At 54.6% G+C, this 18,479-nt stretch carries 12 protein-coding genes; 5 read left to right on the top strand and 7 right to left on the bottom strand.

Annotated features, from left to right (window positions below):
* The first annotated feature begins 100 nt into the window (after positions 1 to 100).
* The 5 genes from AC2FLE_RS16400 to AC2FLE_RS16380 are packed head-to-tail and all read left to right on the top strand — an operon-like array spanning position 101 to position 9,585.
* On the top strand, positions 101 to 3,931 hold the full coding sequence (locus AC2FLE_RS16400) for a beta strand repeat-containing protein (RefSeq protein WP_496698366.1): 3,831 nt from the start codon (positions 101 to 103) through the stop codon (positions 3,929 to 3,931).
* 60 nt (positions 3,932 to 3,991) lie between these two features.
* Positions 3,992 to 4,786: a SapC family protein gene (locus tag AC2FLE_RS16395; RefSeq protein ID WP_496698364.1), complete on the top strand. Its 795-nt coding sequence runs from the start codon at positions 3,992 to 3,994 to the stop codon at positions 4,784 to 4,786.
* A 38-nt stretch (positions 4,787 to 4,824) separates the two neighbouring features.
* Positions 4,825 to 6,147, top strand: a complete 1,323-nt coding sequence (locus AC2FLE_RS16390; protein ID WP_496698362.1) for a TolC family protein — start codon at positions 4,825 to 4,827, stop codon at positions 6,145 to 6,147.
* The gene (locus AC2FLE_RS16385; protein ID WP_496698360.1) at positions 6,144 to 8,291 is read left to right on the top strand and encodes a type I secretion system permease/ATPase; all 2,148 of its coding nucleotides are present in this window, start codon (positions 6,144 to 6,146) and stop codon (positions 8,289 to 8,291) included. The genes AC2FLE_RS16390 and AC2FLE_RS16385 overlap by 4 nt, the downstream gene beginning before the upstream one ends.
* Before the next feature lie 52 nt (positions 8,292 to 8,343).
* On the top strand, positions 8,344 to 9,585 hold the full coding sequence (locus tag AC2FLE_RS16380; RefSeq protein WP_496698358.1) for an HlyD family type I secretion periplasmic adaptor subunit: 1,242 nt from the start codon (positions 8,344 to 8,346) through the stop codon (positions 9,583 to 9,585).
* 77 nt (positions 9,586 to 9,662) lie between these two features.
* Here AC2FLE_RS16380 and AC2FLE_RS16375 read toward each other — a convergent pair whose 3' ends face one another.
* From AC2FLE_RS16375 to AC2FLE_RS16345, 7 genes are all read right to left on the bottom strand, one after another.
* Entirely contained in the window at positions 9,663 to 11,429 is a 1,767-nt protein-coding gene (locus AC2FLE_RS16375) for an ABC transporter ATP-binding protein (protein WP_496698356.1), read from the bottom strand.
* A 252-nt stretch (positions 11,430 to 11,681) separates the two neighbouring features.
* A complete protein-coding gene (locus tag AC2FLE_RS16370; RefSeq protein WP_496698399.1) occupies positions 11,682 to 12,383 on the bottom strand; it encodes a response regulator transcription factor in 702 nt (233 codons plus the stop codon).
* Positions 12,383 to 14,248: a PAS-domain containing protein gene (locus AC2FLE_RS16365; protein WP_496698397.1), complete on the bottom strand. Its 1,866-nt coding sequence runs from the start codon at positions 14,246 to 14,248 to the stop codon at positions 12,383 to 12,385. Before AC2FLE_RS16365 ends, AC2FLE_RS16370 begins: the two co-directional genes overlap by 1 nt.
* Before the next feature lie 104 nt (positions 14,249 to 14,352).
* Positions 14,353 to 15,885 (bottom strand): alkaline phosphatase family protein, encoded by a 1,533-nt coding sequence (locus tag AC2FLE_RS16360; protein ID WP_496698355.1) that lies wholly within the window; start codon positions 15,883 to 15,885, stop codon positions 14,353 to 14,355.
* A gap of 72 nt (positions 15,886 to 15,957) precedes the next feature.
* Positions 15,958 to 17,793: a carbamoyltransferase family protein gene (locus tag AC2FLE_RS16355; protein WP_496698353.1), complete on the bottom strand. Its 1,836-nt coding sequence runs from the start codon at positions 17,791 to 17,793 to the stop codon at positions 15,958 to 15,960.
* Between the two features lie 4 nt (positions 17,794 to 17,797).
* Positions 17,798 to 17,947 (bottom strand): DUF5989 family protein, encoded by a 150-nt coding sequence (locus tag AC2FLE_RS16350; RefSeq protein ID WP_142636421.1) that lies wholly within the window; start codon positions 17,945 to 17,947, stop codon positions 17,798 to 17,800.
* 16 nt (positions 17,948 to 17,963) lie between these two features.
* On the bottom strand, positions 17,964 to 18,368 hold the full coding sequence (locus tag AC2FLE_RS16345; protein WP_142636423.1) for an SxtJ family membrane protein: 405 nt from the start codon (positions 18,366 to 18,368) through the stop codon (positions 17,964 to 17,966).
* Positions 18,369 to 18,479 lie beyond the last annotated feature (111 nt).

Genomic DNA, 18,479 nt, shown 5'->3' with positions numbered 1-18,479 from the left:
ATTTTTTCTGGTCCGACCGCATGAACATCCGATGGGCAACACACATGAACAAAACGTCGCTGCCCATGATTTCAGCGCGGAAACAGCATGTGAGGGCAAGATGACCAAAACACCTGATATGACACGCAATCCTGCAAGTACCCGGCCCGATGCGGGTCAGCGGCAACAGATACGCAAGTGGATCGACAACAAAATGCGCCGCTGGGTCGGGCGCGGCATCGCAGGCAGCCTAAGTTTGGCCTTGCTTGCCCTTCCTGCGTTGGCACAGGCCACGACCGAAGAACTGGACACCTTCCAATTCGCTGATGCGATTCCCGGCGTTAACAGCGCAAAGCTACTGGCAAATGGCGATGTTCTCCTCAAATTGGAAGATGGGCGCACGATTTTGGTCTCGGCAGAGAATGTTCATATCCTGGATGGCGGCTCCATCATGATTGCCGAAGATGCGGCGGCGGAAATCGCGCAATTCGCACTGGCCGCCGAAGCCGGGGGAGCCGCAGCAGCCGCTGGCGGCGTTAGCGGCGCCGGTGCTGTTTTGGGGGGCCTTGGTCTGGCGGGTGCAGCCGCAGCAGGAGGCGGTGGTGGCGGTGGCGGTGGAGAAGACGAAGCTCCGGCGCCCGCTCCAAATTTCCAGAGCCTGAACCTTGCTGGTCTGCAAGCGAACGCATTGAACAGCGCCAGCGCAAACCTGATGGCACCGACCGGAACCACAACGGTCGAGGTGACAATCGGGTCACTGACCAAGACGGCAACGCCCAATCCAGATGGCAGTTGGAGTATTTCCCTTACGGCGGTTGAGGCGGCTAGCCTTCCTCAAGGTGTGACAACAGTCACCGTTCGCAACCTGGATGGAACGGGTGAGGAAGTATCGGTCGAAACGGTAAGATTCGATGTGGACACTCTTCCACCGACGGTCAGCATTACGGGCTTTTCGGACGGGGCCATTCTGAATGCCGCCGAGCAAGCGACTGATCTTACAATCTCGGGCACTTCTGACGCCGAGAGAGGTCAAACAGTAACGGTATCTGTAAACGGGCAGACTTATGCTGGGACAGTGAATGGCGGCGGCCACTGGAGTGTTACTGTGCCAGCTGCAGACCTGGCCGCCCTGCCTGACGGGGTGACCGTTTCAGTGACTGCCGATGTCGATGACCGCGCAGGAAATCCGGCGATACAGACAAGCGCAAGCTTTGACACAGACTTTAGCGCTCCAACGATCACGCTTGATCCGGTCTCTGGCGGTTCGATCGGCCTGGGGGACATCGGCTCTGACCTGAGTGTCACCGGGTCGACATCCGCCGCAGACGGGCAGACAGTCACCGTGACCTTCGATGGCCAGACATATACCGGCACCGCGTCAGGCGGTACTTGGAGTGTCACCATACCCAGCAGCGACCTCGGCTCGCTTTCCACCGGAAATCCGGCCACGGTAAGTGTTGCCGTAGATGATTTGGCAGGAAACTCATCGGTACCGGCCACCGCCTCAGTTCCGGTCGATCTGACGGGACCCTCGGTGAATATCGCGCCATTGTCAGTTGGCGCGGTCATCAACGCTGCCGAAACCGCCTCCGACCTGACCATCAGTGGCACAACAGGAAATGTTCAGGACGGTCAGGTGGTGACAGTATCTCTGGATGGGCAAAGCTACAGCGGCACAGTAAGCGGCGGCAGTTGGAGTGTCACAGTCCCGGCAAGCGATCTTGCATCGCTGACAGACGGGGCTAGTTTTACAATCACTGCGGATGTGCTTGACACAGACGGCCTATCTGCACCGCAGGCAAGTGTGCCCCTGTCCAAGGACGCCACTGCGCCAACTGTCAGCATCGACAACTTCTCCGACGGCGCTGTCATGAATGCAGCCGAACAGGGCACTGATCTGACAATCTCTGGAACGACGAACGCTGAGGATGGTCAAACCGTAACCGTTTCCATGAATGGGCAGGACTACACCGCAACCGCCTCTGGCGGTACCTGGTCGGCGACCGTCCCGGCGGTAGATCTTGCTGCCCAGTCCGATGCAGCAACCGTCAATGTTACCGCAGATGTCTCTGACGCGGCTGGCAATCCGGCCCTGCAGGCCAGCGGCAGTTTCACAACGGATTTCACAGCACCGGCGGTTTCCATCACCGGGTTGTCGGATGGTGCTGTCATGAACGCAGCAGAACAAGGAACCGACCTTACGGTGTCCGGAACTTCCGATGCGGCAGATGGCACGGTTGTGACCGTAGAAATCGTTCGGCAGGACGGCACAGTTGACGTCACCGGCACGGCGACTGTAACGGGCGGGTCCTGGACCTATACCGCCTCAGCCGGGGATTTGGCGGGGCTTCAGGATAGCGAAACCTACGATGTCGAGGCATCTGCTTCGGATGCGGCTGGGAACACAACAGCGACATCAACCAGTTTTGACACAGACTTTACCGCGCCATCGGTCACCATCGACCCTCTTTCGGTCGGGTCCGAGCTGGATGTGTCCGAAAAAGATAGTGACCTGACGATCACCGGCACAACAGATGCCGCCGATGGGGAAACGGTTACAGTCACACTGAACGGGCAATCCTATACCGGCACCGCCTCAAGTGGCACCTGGTCAGCAACCGTTCCGTCCGGTGACTTGGGAGCGTTGGCAGACAGCACAACCTTCCAGGTTTCAGCGACGGTTACGGATTCCGCCGGCAACATCTCTACCGCCGCCGCCACCCCGTTAACCACGGATTTCCGGCCTGTCCTGACAATCAATGACACCGGAACAACTGGTGCCGTTTCATTGGATGACGCCCAAAGTTTAGGAGTCGTTGTCTCTGGCACGTCAATAGGCCTTGCCGCAGGCGAGGCTGTAAATGTGACGTTGAATTCCGTGTCAGTCGGAACCGCTACGGTCGGTGCCGACGGAACCTGGACACTGTCGGTAAGTGCGGCCACCTTTGCATCGGTCGAGGCGGGAGATGATCTGGACTTTGGCGCAGAGGTATCTGTGGCAGGTGGCCCTGATCCTTTGCCAGTTACGGATGAAAACACGGCCCATGAACCTGCAGCCTATGTGATCACTGAAGCCGGACAAAGTGGATCAACGGTCACATTTGAAATCTACGCAGATCCTGATACGGATCTGTCCAGCGGTCTGGCGATCACAGCCGAACTGGGTTTCGATCCCTCAGTGGTGACGTTTGACACCGGATCAGATGTCGAGAATGGGGCATTCGATTTGTTCCTGACGAACCCGGTGAGTGGATCAGCCGTCAGTTTTGCTGGCGCGGCGACCACCTATTCCGACCTGTCCCAACCAATCGTCACATTCACGATGACAGTTCTAGATGCCTCTGAACCGATTGTTCTGACGTTGACGACTCCGGATGGTGGTCCATCGGTGCTGCAGATCGGGACGTCAGGCGACGACACTTTGATTGCAACCGACATCGACAACGTCATTCGTGGCCAGGACGGCGATGACACAGTGGATGTCTCAGGTGCTGGTCGGGACATTGTCGTGTTCGAGCCGGACCCAACAGCAAATGGCGTTGATACGATCACTGGCTTCACGACTGGACCCGCGACTGACACCGCTGATGCGATCATGTTCAGTGGATTGGATGTCGGCAGCCTGCGCGGCGACGGAACCGGTGTGGAAACGCTTTCAGTAGGGGATGCACTAGGCGCGGACACCGGAGTGGTTGGTTTGACGACAGAGCTGAGCGATCTGACGGCTCAAACCATCGAGACAGCGGTCGAAAGCCTTACCGGCGCCGGAGCAGGTGACGAGATCTATGTCCTGGCTACGGATGGAACTGACAGTGTGCTGGTCAAGGTCGACTATTCCGCATCCGATGCGGCGACAGTCGAAACAGTGGCCCATTTCACCGGATTGGATGACCTCAGCGGGCTTACTGCTGACAATATTCTGCATACCGATCCAACCGGGGCCAGTGCCTGACGCTCGACTACGCTGCCACCCTACGCGGGTGGCAGTACTCTCGATTTTCAAGAGGTAGAAATGGCACAGAATGGCCTAGTTCCGATCAATTTCAACCGTCACAGTCATCGGTATTGGAAGCGTTTCACATCTTATGACTTTGCAGCTGAACGCACCGAGAGCGTGATCGTGGAAGAAGAGGTGCTCCAGATTGCAGCCACTTTTCCGATCGTGTTTCGCAGGACCGGCCCAGAAATTGAACCAATTGCGGTATATTCACTTCTTGCTGGTGAACCCTCGCCATTTGTTTCAACAGAAGGGCGTTGGCTGGCCAGCTATATTCCGTCCGAACTGCGTAGTCATCCTTTTACGTGCCGCCGGCTGGATAGCGGCAGCACCTTTCAGCTGGTGGTAGATGAAGGTTCGGGCCTGTTGACCGAAGAGTGCTCTGACAATCCCTTTTTTTCAGCTCCGGATAAGCTCGGCACTGAATTGAAAGAAGTTCAAGACTTCCTGAAAGCGCGCGCAACCTCTCAGATTAGAACTACCGAAATTTGCAAGATGATAGACGCATTTGGGCTGTTTGAGCCCTTGAGCGACAATTTGGAATTAGGCTCTGCACATAACTGGTTGCAAATCAACTCTGCACGCCTGGAACAGCTATCGGCAAAACGCAAATTGGAACTGGTCGAAACAAAAGGCTTACGCCTGATCTATGGCCATCAGGCTTCATTATCCAATCTCAGATGGCTTTTTCAGGCGCAAAAGCAGATTTCCCAGGCCGGTGCATCTGTAAAATACACCGAAAATTCAGAACTTACCGGTTTCATGAATGCATTCGCCCAAGCCCAAACCGATGACGTAATCTGGCCCTAATGAAGTGTGAATGACAAATGCCCACATGCGGTCGCTTTTTGAGTTTTCTGATTTCTGCTCTCTCTTTCAGCATAGTATCGGCCTGTACCCAGCCACCTGACATTGCCGGGGTCGAGGCTTCTTTTTCGACCGGGGCCGTGGGTTTCCGCACACATGAACCATCTCAGAAACTGACCACCAGTTCCTTTGGCAAGCGTGTACGGAACGCTGTCGAGACCAGCCCCAACCTCGCGCGATCTATGTCCGCGCTGGATGTGGCCGTAGCCAACCACGACGCGGCAAAAGGGGCCTTTCTTCCGCAGGTTTCACTTGGAATCAACGCCAGATCCGAGCGGGTAGACTCGGACAAAGCCAACGTGACCCCTTATCTGCGGATCTCACAGCTCGTTTATGACGGGGGGGCCGCATCCGGTGATTTGACTGCTGCAAAAGCACGGGTTTTTGAAAGTCGCGGCGGCCAGTTATCAACAGCCTCGGCAACCGCTCTGGCTGCGATTGAGGCCTATATAGTGGTCTTGGATTTACGGAAAATCCTGGATATTTCGGTGAAAAATGTGGAAGTCCATCAACAGCTCGTTCAACAAATTTCCGAGAGGGCTGCATTAGGCGCTGGTTCGAACGCCGATGTATTGACAGCGCGGTCGCGGATGGCCGATGCACGGACGCGACTGGCGGATGCAAAAGCCAGAGTGGACCTCGCAGATGCCCGGTTTCGTGAAGTTTTTGGCAGCCCGTCAGGTGATCTTCAACCCCCAGTCAAAGCGCCGACGATCTCACAATCGGATCATAGTATCGTAACGGGAAGCCTGCAGATTCGACGTTCAGAAGCGGCCCTGCTTGCTGCCAAGGCAGAACGTGCTGCCGCTTTGGCACGCCGTCAACCCGGCGTGAATGTTTCGGCATTTGCGGATCGGGATGATAGCAATGACGCAAATTTCGGGGTCGACCTGTCTTTCAATTATGAGCTGGACTCTACTGGACAGCGCCGTGCCGCCATCACCGCGGCTGAAGCCAAAGTTCGCGAAGCGGAATTCGTTCATCAATCCCTAACGCGAGAAATACAAAGAGAGCTGGACACAATTCGCGCTGACCAAATTGCTGGAGCACAACGGCTTAGAGAGGCGCGAATAGCTGCGCAAGCGAATGCTGACAGTGTTGCAGCGGCGCGCGCGCAATTCACAATCGGACGACGCAGTCTGATCGAAATCCTTGACGCACAGCGCGACTATGTGAATGCGCAGGAAAGACTTATCCTAGCCGAACAGAACTATTTCCTGACAGACTACGCAATCCTTAGTTTGACTGGTGACATCCTGGACCTCCTTGGCATTTCAATCAGTTCCGTTGAGGGCTCTCAATGAAACAATTGACACCTGCCTTCGCAATGCCCGAGTTATCGTGCTTTGAAAAATGCCTGATGCACGCTGCGGCCCATCTTGACTGTCCAATCACTTTTGCCGGGATCCTCGCGGCCCAAACAGGCCCGAACGGAGAGCTTACAATCCGCGATTCATTGGAACTGGCACGGCGTGTTGGGGTCCAGGCGGGATACGGAAAAAGGGCTTTGGCAGCTTTTGACAACACTTTGGTTCCTGCGTTGTTGATTCTTGAAGGGGGAAGATCCGTTGTGTTTCATGGCCGAACCCCAAATGGTCGGGTTCTGATCTATGATCCGGAGGTTGGCACGGAAATAGGTCAAATTCAGCAAACCGATCTATCAGAAGTCTATACAGGGTTTGCGATCCTGCTGCGGCGCAATCACCGTGAGGATTTAGCCACGGGGCTCAGTTCTGCTTCGGGCCATTGGTTTTGGTCCGCTATGGCGGCAAATCGTTGGTCTTACACTCAGGTTGCGCTTGCGGCGGCGTTGGCAAATCTGCTTGGTCTATCTACCTCGGTCTTTATCATGGTCGTCTATGACCGTGTTTTGCCAAACGAAGCCACAGAATCTCTGATTGCTTTGACAGCAGGTGTTGGGATCGCGCTGCTTTTTGATTTCGCGCTCAAACTCCTGCGGGCAGGATTCATAGATCGGGCTGGCCAGAAAGCAGATATTTCGATGGGCCGTAGAGTCTTTGACCAGGTCCTTAACATTCGCATGAAGGCGCGCACAGGTTCGACAGGGGCCATGGCCAGCACCATTCGTGAATTTGAAACACTCCGTGAGTTTTTCACATCCGCCACCTTGGTGGCAGTCGTGGATCTACCCTTCATAGCATTGTTTGTCTTTGTCATTTACTTGGTCGGTGGCCCACTTGCACTTGTTCCAGCTCTGGCTGTGCCTGTCGTTTTGCTAGCAGGCATCATCGTGCAACCTATACTTTCTCGCCTTGCCGAGAAAAGCTTCACCGATGGTCAATCCAAGCAATCGGTTCTGGTCGAAACTGTATCCGGGTTGGAGACCATAAAAACGACAGCGGCGGCCCGGCCCATGAGGTCGCGGTGGGAGGCTGCCATACAGCTTCAGTCATCACATGGCGCGCGCAGCAGGGCGGTGACTCAATTTGCCTTGAATCTGACCGGATTTACCCAACAGGCCGCTCAGGTCCTTATCGTTTTCTACGGTGTTTTTCTTGTGATGGATGGTCAGGCAAGCATGGGCGCGCTTGTTGCTTCGGTCATGTTGACCGGCCGGGCTCTTGCGCCACTAGGGCAACTGGCACAGACCCTGACACGGGTTAATCAGGCCCGAAATGCCTATCGAAACCTTAATGCCTTGATGCAGGCCGACAGTGAGCGCCCCGAAGGGCGGAGCTGGATCAGTCGCGATCGCTTTGAAGGGAGATTAACCTTCGAAAATATCCAGTTTGCTTATCCCGAAAAACACGACAACGTCTTGTCCGGTGTTTCATTCACCATCTCGCCCGGAGAGAAGGTTGCAATCCTTGGTCCGATCGGCTCGGGGAAAAGCACGGTCGCGCGGCTAATGCTTGGTTTGTACGATCCAGACGCCGGGTCTGTTCAATTGGATGGGGTCGATATCAGACAAATTGATCCAGGTGATTTGCGGCGCAATATCGGCTCTGTTCTGCAAGATATTTGGCTGTTTTCCGGGTCAATCCGCGACAATATCAAAAGCGGCGCAATCAGGCCAAGGGATGAGGACCTGATTTGGGCGGGGCAAGTCGCTGGGGTCGAGGATTTTGTCTCTCGCCATCCCGGAGGCTATGACCAAAATCTGGCAGAGCGCGGTGAGGGATTGTCAGGGGGACAACGGCAGGCCATCGCCTTGGCCAGAGCCTTGATTGGTAAACCTCCGGTTCTTCTTCTGGACGAGCCAACAAGTGCCATGGACGTCAAAACCGAAGCTGAGGTCATACAGCGGCTCAAAAAGGCGACCCCCGACACAACTATGCTGATCGTAACCCATCGAACCAGCCTATTGGAACTTGTCGATAGGGTTATCGTCATAGAGGGCGGCAAAGTACGGGTAGATGGACCAAAAAGCATACTGTCACAGCATTCCGGAAAGCAACGGAGGCATCTGAATGTCGCAGCATCATGACCTAGCCTCGCTTGCCCGGGAAATGCGAGGCGGGTCACCGGTAAGGAGTTCATTGCTTCTCTTGGTAATCCTGACTTTCCTGGCGGCAGCAGCGTTTTGGGCCCATTTCACTGAACTTGATGATGTCACCCGTGTAGAAGGCCGCATCGTGCCGTCGGCGGATGTTCAGATGATTGAAGCTACGGAGTCCGGAATTCTGCAGTCATTGAATGTCCGAGAAGGCGAGGTTGTTGAAAAGGGGAAGTTGCTGATGGAGTTCGATACCACCCAAATCGACAGTAAGCTCAGCCAAGAGGAACAGCGTGCATATGGCTTGAGAGCCCGATCCCAGCGCCTGCAAGCTGAGATAGACGGGACCGAGCTGACATTTGATACGATCCTGGTCCAAGGTGCGCCGACTGTTGTTCAGTCTGAGACAGCTCTGTTTCAAGGCCGGCGATCAGAGTTGCAGGCAGAAATCTCAATTCTGATGAGCCAACGGGAACAGCGGTTAAGAGAATACGAAGAAGGGCTTGTCGATACGGTGACCGCGTCCGAGACTTTGAAAGTTCTGGCCGAGGAACGGGCAATCATTACCCCCCTAGTAGAACAGCAGATGGAACCCGCCACGACACTATTGTCATTGCGACGCAGCGAGGCTGAGTGGCAAGGCCGCCGGACCAGGGCTGAAGCCGCTACCAACCGTCTGAAGACAGGATTGGAGGAAATTGATGATCGGGTTCGGGCGACACAAAGCAGGTTTCGAAGTGCGGCTTTGACCGAACTTGCATTGGCAACTGCGGAACTGGCTACTCTGGAACCATCACTGCCAGCCTTACGAAACAGAGCGGAACAGGCACAGATCAGGTCGCCGGTACGCGGCATCGTAAATCGCATTCATCGCACGACCATAGGCGGTATGGCACGGAGCGGTGAGGAACTGATCGAAATTGTACCGCTGGATGAGTCTTTGTTGGTCGAAGCCTATGTCCGCCCCGAAGACATCGCATTTCTGCACCCTGAACAGTTGGTTCGGATCAAGATTACTGCCTATGATTTTGCTCGATACGGGGCCTTGGACGGGCAAATTATCCGTATCGGGGCTGATACCGTAACGCGATCTGAGCGGGACGATGAAGAAGTTTTTGTCGTGGAAATCCGGACCGACCACTCGATGTTGGATGGGAACGGGGTAGCGGTTGAAATTATTCCCGGCATGATTGCCGAGGTGGATATTCTTGCGGGCAAGAAAACCGTTTTGGACTACCTGCTGCAGCCGATTGTCAAAGTTAAAGATCAGGCCCTTCGTGAGTAGTAATTGACCGGGCCAACGCCCATTACTTCTCGATGCCGTTCAGAATCTATGTGGGGCCCCGCCCATTCGGACTGAGCTTAGGATCCCGGAAGCTTGAATTGCTGGTCAAACAGTTGGCGGAACGTCCCGTTATGTTCGATTAGCGCATCAAGGTTGCCTTGTTCGATAACTTCACCGTCTTGAACAACCATAATGGTATCTGCCTGAAGCACAGTCGAAAGCCGGTGTGCGATTACAATGGTTGTTACATTCTCGGTCAACTTGTCCAGCGCAGCCTTAACAAGCGCCTCAGATTCCGCATCCAAAGCACTGGTGGCTTCATCCAAAAGCAAAATCTCGGCATTGCGCAGAATTGCCCGCGCGATCGCCAGACGCTGTTTTTGACCTCCAGAAAGAAACGCGCCGTTTTCGCCTACCTGCGTATCGTACCCATATGGCAGTTGTGAGATGAACACATCAGCATGGGCAGCCTTTGCGGCCTCAATCACCTCTTCATCGGTGGCACCAGGTCGCGCAAAACGAAGGTTCTCCATCACGGTTGTCGAGAACAGGAACGTGTCTTGGCCCACATAGGATATCTTCCGGCGCAAAGAGGCAAAACTCACATCGACAAGATTTTGGCCATCGATTTCGACCTTGCCCTGATCGGGATCATAAAACCGCATGATCAACCCAAAAATCGTGGACTTGCCACCACCGGACTGACCCACCAGAGCTGTCGTCTTGCCTGCCTCGAAGGTCAGGTTCATATCTCGGATTACTTTTTGCTCACCCTGATAGCCGAACGTCACGTTGTTTAGACGGATTTCACCCGGGCCGGATTTCAGCTTTTCAGGGTTCACGCTTTCGACCATCGGGTCTTCCTGATCGAGCAGCTCGAACATCATCCCCACTGGTACCAGGGCCGTTTCAATCACGACCCGCATTTTTGACAGGCGTTTGGCGGGTTCATAAGCCATCAAAAGGGCTGTGATGAATGACATCAGCTGACCTGCCGAAGTCGGTTCGCCGCCGGTAATATCAAGGGTACTGATGATCAGAACACCCGCAATCGCGACACCGGCCAGAAGCTCCATCAACGGGCTGGCAATCGACTGCAATCTGGAAATTGAGTTCGCCCGTTTTTCAACCGACCTGATCGCCCCATTCATACGGTCAGTCATGTTGTCTTCCAAAGCAAAGACCTTGATGACCCGAATGCCCGCAGATGTTTCCTGCAGAACCTTGATGATTTCAGACAGCGCCTTCATTTCTGACTGCATGATCGACCGCACACCTTTGAGGATGTAACGCACACTCAAAAGCGCAACGGGACCCACAAAGAAGAACAGAATTGACAGTACAGGTTCCTGGTAAATCATCACGAAGATGAGGCCGACCAATGTCAGGGCATCACGAACGAAGCTGGTCACCATGACGTCGATAAGCCGCCGCGCGGCCTGAGCGCCATGAGTTACGCGCATAAGAAGGTTGGACGATTCTGTTTCAGCAAAGAAACCAACACCGCGTTTCAGCAGCTTATTGTAAAGCCTTTCCTGTTGCACCGCGATGATCCGGTTGCCCGCACGCGCCAGAAAGATTGACTGGATATAAGAGGCGACAGCCTTACTCAAAAACAAGCCGACGACCGCTGCGGCAATCAGGTAGACTTGCGACTTCATCTCAGGCGTGGTCATCGCATTGACGATGTTCTCCATCATCCATGCGGTTCCCGCAGTTGTTGCTGCGACGACAATCATCGCCACCATGGCAACACCGTACAACCAACCCTGCTTCCGAAGACTTTCACTCAAAAGTCGACCGAGATGGCTGGATCGCCAGTTCGCTAAGGTCTCTTTGATCATTTTACGCTCCAAAACCTTTTCGAATTCGATATCTGATCACGTTTCAACCCAAGTTAGCCTTAGCCAAAGAACCGCGCGGTTGTGTTAGTTATGCCTGACTGTACCGAGAATCCAGTGCCTGCCGACAGATTATCAACACGCGACCGACAATAACGGGGTGGCGACCGCAATATCTACTTTAACGCCCCTACGTTCCGACAGCTTATGAGCCCGTTTCAAACCGAACGCCAGATGCACCCAGCTTCGTCATCATCATCGCCAGGCGACGTCGCCCAAAAAGATGTACCCTGCCCCATAGATGGTTTTAATCAATCGCGGGTTCTTGGGGTCCTCGCCCAGTTTTGTTCGCAATCGGGATATTCGCACGTCCATGGCCCGGTCAAAGCTGTCGCCCGCGCCTCCCCCGAGCGCTTCTTGCATCTGCGACCGGCTGATCAATCGTTTAGGACTATCTAGAAACAGACGTAACACCTCGGCCTCGGCGTGGCTGAACGGCGTTTCTGATCCGGAACCGTCTTCAAGAACATAGCGGTCGAAATACGCGGTCCAGCCGTTGAATTCTGCGATCTCTGACTGAGGCACTGGTGCCCGCGACGATCGAAGCCGCGCCCGGATACGAGCGACCACTTCGGCTGGATCAAAGGGTTTGGTGATGTAGTCATCCGCGCCAAGCTCCAATCCGGTGACACGATCCTGTACCTGTGCCCGCCCCGAAATAATGATGACTGCGGCACCTTGTTCCAAAGCCAGGCGATGAACAAGTGCCAAGCCGTCTGTGTCCGGCAAAGACAGGTCGACCAGACACACATCGGGCACCACTCTTTTCAACGATGCTTCAAATTCACGAGCACGGGAAAAACTTTGAGTGCGGAACCCCGCCTCTTCCAGTGTGTCGGTCAGGATACGACGTATCTCAGGCTCATCATCTAAGATGGTTACCAGCGGTTGGTTCATCATGCGGCCTCATTTCGGATTAAGGCAGTAAGCTGCGCTTGTGTGAACGGTTTGCGCAGAACTGGTGCCAAAGCCAGTGCCTGACGATGCAGCGGGTCGGAATAAGGCAGCGATGTCATTAGAATGCACGGCAAGGAAGGGTTCACTTTCTGCAAAAGGTCAAGCCCTGTCTCTGGTCCTTCCAGCCGAATGTCGGACAATATCAATGCGATGTCTTCGATCTGGTTCACCAATGAAAGCGCCTCATCGGTTGAGGTCGCCTCAATCACGGTGAACCCCATCTCCACAAGCATATCACGGAAATTCCGACGAAGTTGGCTGCTGTCTTCAACCAACAGAACCAGCCCTTCCAGCGCCGGCGGTGCGGCGCGATATGGTAACCGAAGAACCACCATGGCACCGCTTGGTGTATTGCGCAGGCTCAGATTTCCACCGGTCAGTTTGACCGTATCGTAAACCATGGGCAAACCCAAACCCGATCCCTTGTCACCCTTTGTGGTGAAGAATGGATTGAGTGCCTTGCCAAGCGCTTCTTCCGAAAAGCCCGGCCCTGTGTCCGAGACGGAAATCTCGACCCAGGTTCCACCAATCGTATGCGCGCTGATCGTGATCTGACCTGTTTCTCCGCAGGCATCTCGCGCATTTAGCACCAGATTCAGGATGGCGTCCTGCATCATCCCCTGATCCAGCATAAGTGCCACATCCGGCAATGTATTCACGACCGAAAGCCCCATGCCACGCGGCAGTGACGGCGTGGCGAGAATACGCAAATCCTCGAGCAGAGCACGCATATCCGTGGCTTTGGGTTGCGGCGTTCGGTTACCGGTCATGCCTGCTATGCGGTTCAGCAACTGCCCGCCACGTTTAGCAGTCTGGCGCGTGGCGGCCACCAGCTTTTGTGCGCCTTCCGGCAGGTCCATTTTATCAAGCTTGGCCTGCATCCCCAGTATAATTGTCAGCAAGTTTGAGAAATCATGCGCAAGACCGCTTGTCATTTGCGCCGCCATTTCCCGGCGGCGTGTTTGTTGCAGGGCCACACGGGCTTGCGTTTCTTCAGTGATGTCGACTGACATCACATAGACACCGCCTTCGCTGTCGGGCGTGAACGAAACACGGATTCGACGTGAATCCTGACCCTCTGTGAATTCAAATACCGTGGCTTCCCCGTCGTAGGCCCGGTTCAGGTTCTGTTCGATCCGCGCAAATGCGGCCGGTCCCAAAGCGTCAGAAATATGCATCCCAAGAATCTCAGAGGGTCGGCCGGGCAAAACCGAACTGAGCTTGCGATTGGAATAATCGTACCGCCCATCGGCATCCAGATGCGCAATATGCGCTGGCATCATTTCGGTTGTCATCCGGGTGCGGGCTTCGATTTCGGTTAACTGACGTTTTGCCTCTTCCAAAGCCGAAATGGTCGACGCTAGCTTTCGGTTGGTCGCCGCCATTTCCTCGGCCCGGGTCAACAATTCGTCCGACAATTCTTCGGAACGCGCCCGCAATAGCGCTTCGGCCTGTTTGGTATCTGTGATGTCGGTATAGACCGTTACCCATCCGCCGTTGGGCAGCGGTGCACCCTCGACCGAGATCACTTGCCCATTCGCCCTGACGCGCTCAATATAGTGCGGTTCAAAAGTGAGGGCCTGACTGACCCTATGTGCGACGATGTCCTCGACAACCTCATCATGGCCATACTCGCCGATGCTCGCCAGAAAATGTATTGTGTCACGGAACAACGCACCCGGCCGGACCAGATCATCCGGAAGGTCGAACATCACCTGAAAAGGCCGGTTGCAAAGCACCAGCCGCAACTGACTGTCGTAGATCGACAACGCCTGACCGATCAGATTCAGCCCAGCTGTCGTCATTGCCTTTATCTGGTTATCTGTGATGTTCAATCTGCCCCCTCTCTGAAGCTATGCGTAACATCAGATTGATCGCAGGTGTAGCAGAGACAGGGCAACATTCCCGACTAATGCCTGAGCTTGGATTTTGGCCCCTCTTCGGTGATGGAATGCAGGGAAAGCGTATGGTCCATATTTCGCATACGGTGCCGCAGCATCTCGCGCCCCAACCTGGCCAGTTCTGTTGCGTATTCCGGGTTGCTCGCCACGTTTTCCATTTCGCCGCGACGCAGGTGGTCAAACAAAAGCGGTGGCAGGTTTGCCGCAAACTCGACCAGCGTAAACCGTTCGTCACGCAAGATGGACAGGCATGAATCGCTACTACCCGTTCCCAATTTCTGTTGCCAAAGGGTTGGATTTTCCGGCTCGGCAAAGTCAAGCTCGCTGAAAGAAAAGCTTCGCCAATCCTTGGGTCCCTGCCCCTGCAGAAACGGCATCAAAGACCGCCCATCCATAGAATTCGGGATACTCTGGCCCACCCAATCCAAAATGGTTGGCGTGATGTCAATCGACTCGGTCGGTGCCGTCACCACGGCTCCGGCCTGCGCCTGATTGCCTGGCATCCGGATCAGTAAAGGCGTGTGATAAGCTGCGTCATAGACGGTCATCTTACCCCAGCTATGTCGATCACCCAGCATTTCACCGTGGTCAGCTGTGATTACGATCAATGTCTCATCATATTGATTGCTGTCCTTGAGAAACTGGACAACGCGGCCGATATGATAATCGACCTCTGTTGCAAGACCCAGATAAACAGAGCGCAGCGCCTGAATATTGGCCGTGGAGGGTTGCACCTCATCAAAACCCAAAACGAAATCCGAAGCCGAATACCGCGCCATCGTTGGTCCAAAAAACGGGTGTATTGCCTGTTCATCTTCTGGGCTGACATGACCAACCGGCCCCGGCAACGCGACGGGATCGTACATATCGTTATAGGGAGCGGGTGCGACCAAAGGAGGATGAGGCCGGATATAGGTCAGATGCGCAAACCAGCTTTGGTCGCCGAAGGCCGCGATACTGTCCAGAAAAGCATTGGTCAAAAAGGCGGTGTCGCTGTCTTCGGCGCAGTACACCGCCGGGTCGTTCAATTTGGATGGCTCACCTGAGGTTGAAACAGGTTTGTGCAGATCCCAGTATGTGTCGAACCTATAACCTTTTTTCAGCAGGTCAGCGCGCCAGGGATAAGATTCTTCAAGCCGCATTTCCACGACCTCTTCAAACCCCTCCATGGGACGTTCGTAAGATTTCAGGATCGGGTCATTGGCATCGTAAACCCGTGGGTCAGCCGAGGTGTCGGTATACCCGTAGAGCAAGGGCAGATATCCCGCCTTACGCATCTCGGTTGCGATGTTTGGCGTGTCGTGCCGCAAAGGCGTTCCATTGCGAACCGATCTATGATTCATCGCATATTGCCCGGTCAGGATGGACGCACGCGACGGGCCACAAGGGTTAGTAACCGAGAAATGGCGCTGAAACGTGACGCCCTCGTCCATAAAAGCGCGCAAGTTAGGCAAATTGACATGCTCGGCCAGCGCGCCGGTCAGACAGTCTGCCCGAAGCTGGTCAATCACGACAAACAAGACATTTCCACGCTGCCGCATTCCCTGCCCCCGATTCCACCAAATAGGTCTCAGGGGCAGACTGTGTCGCGGTTCCGTCGCTTGCGCAACAGATTAGTCCAGCTCGTATTTTGTCTCGTAATTCTCCCTAAGCGCGGGATCCTGATCTTCCTTACGCAACAGGCAGTTCCCGATGGACAGGACCTCGATATCCGTTCCCATGAAACAGCGGAACGCATCGGTGGGCGTGCACACAATCGGTTCGCCGCGCACATTGAATGAAGTGTTCACCACCAAAGAGCATCCGGTCAGTTCTTTAAACTTTGAAATCAGCGCGTGATAGGCTGGGTTGGTCTCTTGGTGGACTGTCTGGATACGGGCAGAATAATCAACATGGGTCACAGCAGGGATGTCAGATCGTTTGACGTTCAGTTTTTCAATCCCGAACAGAGCGTCTTCTTCCTCGGTCATCTTGCGCCGGATTTTTTCCTGCACATCCGCCACGATCAACATGTAAGGGCTATCGCCATCCAGTTCGAACCAATCGGCTACGTCTTCGCGCAGAACGGATGGGGCAAATGGGCGGAAGCTTTCGCGATACTTGACCTTCAGGTTCAGCGTTTTCTGCATCGAAGCTGACCGTGGATCGCCCAGAATGGAGCGGGCACCCAACGCGCGCGGCCCGAATTCCATCCGCCCCTGGAACCAACCAACGGCCTTCCCGTCAGCCAGCGCCTGCGCCGTCTGGTCAATCAACTCACCATTTTCATAGGTGGAGAACTTCGCACCGGCCGCCGCCAGTTCTTGTGCGATGTCATCATCTTCGTAACGTGGACCCAAATAGGCTCCCAGCATCTGGTCACCCGAGGTCACCTGCCGCGGCTGCGCTAGCTCTTGATGCCAGGCCGCATAGGCAGCACCCAGCGCCCCGCCCGCATCACCCGCTGCGGGCTGCACCCAAACATTGTCGAAGGCGCCATCGCGAAGAATTTTGCCATTCGCGACACAGTTCAGAGCAACGCCTCCGGCCATGCAGAGGTTGCGTATACCATGCTCTTTCGCCAGGTCCCGAGTGATCCGCAGCATGATCTCTTCGGTCACGGCCTGAACCGAGGCGGCAATATCCATGTGGAACTGCGTCAGCTGGTCGGTTTCGGCTTTTCGAACCGGTTGGTCGAACAGCTCTTCCATCGCTTTGCTCGTCATGGTCAGACCAGCTGTATAGTTGAAATACTTCTGGTTCAGGCGGAACGAACCGTCCTCTTTCAGGTCGACAAGATGCTCAAGGATCAGATCCTTGTATTTGGGGTCGCCATAGGGCGCCAAGCCCATGACCTTGTATTCACCAGAATTCACCTTGAACCCGGTGTAATAGGTGAATGCAGAATACAGCAGACCCAGCGAATGCGGGAAATGCAGCTCTTTCACCATGGTCAGCTCGTTACCGCGACCAATACCCACGGTGGTGGTTGCCCATTCTCCGACTCCATCGACAGTCAGCACGACCGCGTCTTCGAAGGGCGAAGGATAGAACGCACTGGCCGCGTGACTGATGTGGTGCTCGGCGAACAGCAGTTTTTCGAGATCGAATTCCGGGTCGATTTTGCGAAGCTGCTTTGCAAGCAGATCCTTGAGAAACAGCTTCTCTCGCAGCCAGACCGGCATTGCCATGCGGAAGGAATTGAACCCGCGTGGCGCCACCGCAATGTAAGTCTCGATCAACCGTTCGAATTTTAGAAACGGTTTGTCGTAGAAAACCACATTGTCGACGTCTTCAAGCGAAACCCCCGATTCGGCCAGCACGTAATTGATGGCTTCTACCGGAAATCCGGGGTCGTGTTTGCGCCGTGTAAAACGCTCTTCCTGCGCGGCCGCAACGATCTTGCCGTCGCAAAGCAACGCCGCTGCGCTGTCGTGATACAGCGCCGAAATACCTAAAATGTATGCCATGTGATCAGAACAACGTGTAGACGAAAGGTGCAATCGCCGAGCCTTGGCTCAACACGATCAATCCACCAAACACACCCAAAACGATCAGAATGGGCAACAGCCAGAATTTCTTTCTGACTTTCATAAATGACCAGAGCTCGGATACGAATGTCACGCCTGGTACTCCCTTGTTAAAATTGCTGTTTCATGCTGCCGGGCTGCTCTTCACGAACAATCCAGTAGCTATCTGATGAACTGTCCAGTTTCTGTGACAGCAGGTCTTTTCCCAACAGGCGCGTAACCAGCCCAAACGGGACAAACGTAGTGATAAAAACCAAAAACATGACGATTGGGGCCACAATCGCACCCAAAAGCATGCCGAGTTTGAACCAAAGCCGGTTCGGCACCTTCAGTGTAGCGGGTGCAAAAACTGTCAAAGCCAGAATAACCCCAGCGATAACCATTGGGATCAGGCGCACCGACCCTCCGCCCCACAAGGGCCAAAGAGCGATAATTATGAAGACAGCGGTGAAGACGTAACCAAAGCCCCGTTCGGACCCAATTTCGACTTCTACCTTCGCGTGATGATCAGACATTGAACACAACCATAATAACCAAACAAAAAACCTGCGCAAAGAATAACACTACTGGTTGCCGAAACAAGCCTTTTGCAAGCTCACACCATCATTCTTGCGATGAATGCCATC

It is taken from the genome of Ruegeria sp. CDSA077 (assembly GCF_059612265.1).
The sequence above is the reverse complement of the archived record's forward strand: the minus strand, read 5'-3'. Positions and strand labels throughout refer to the sequence as shown.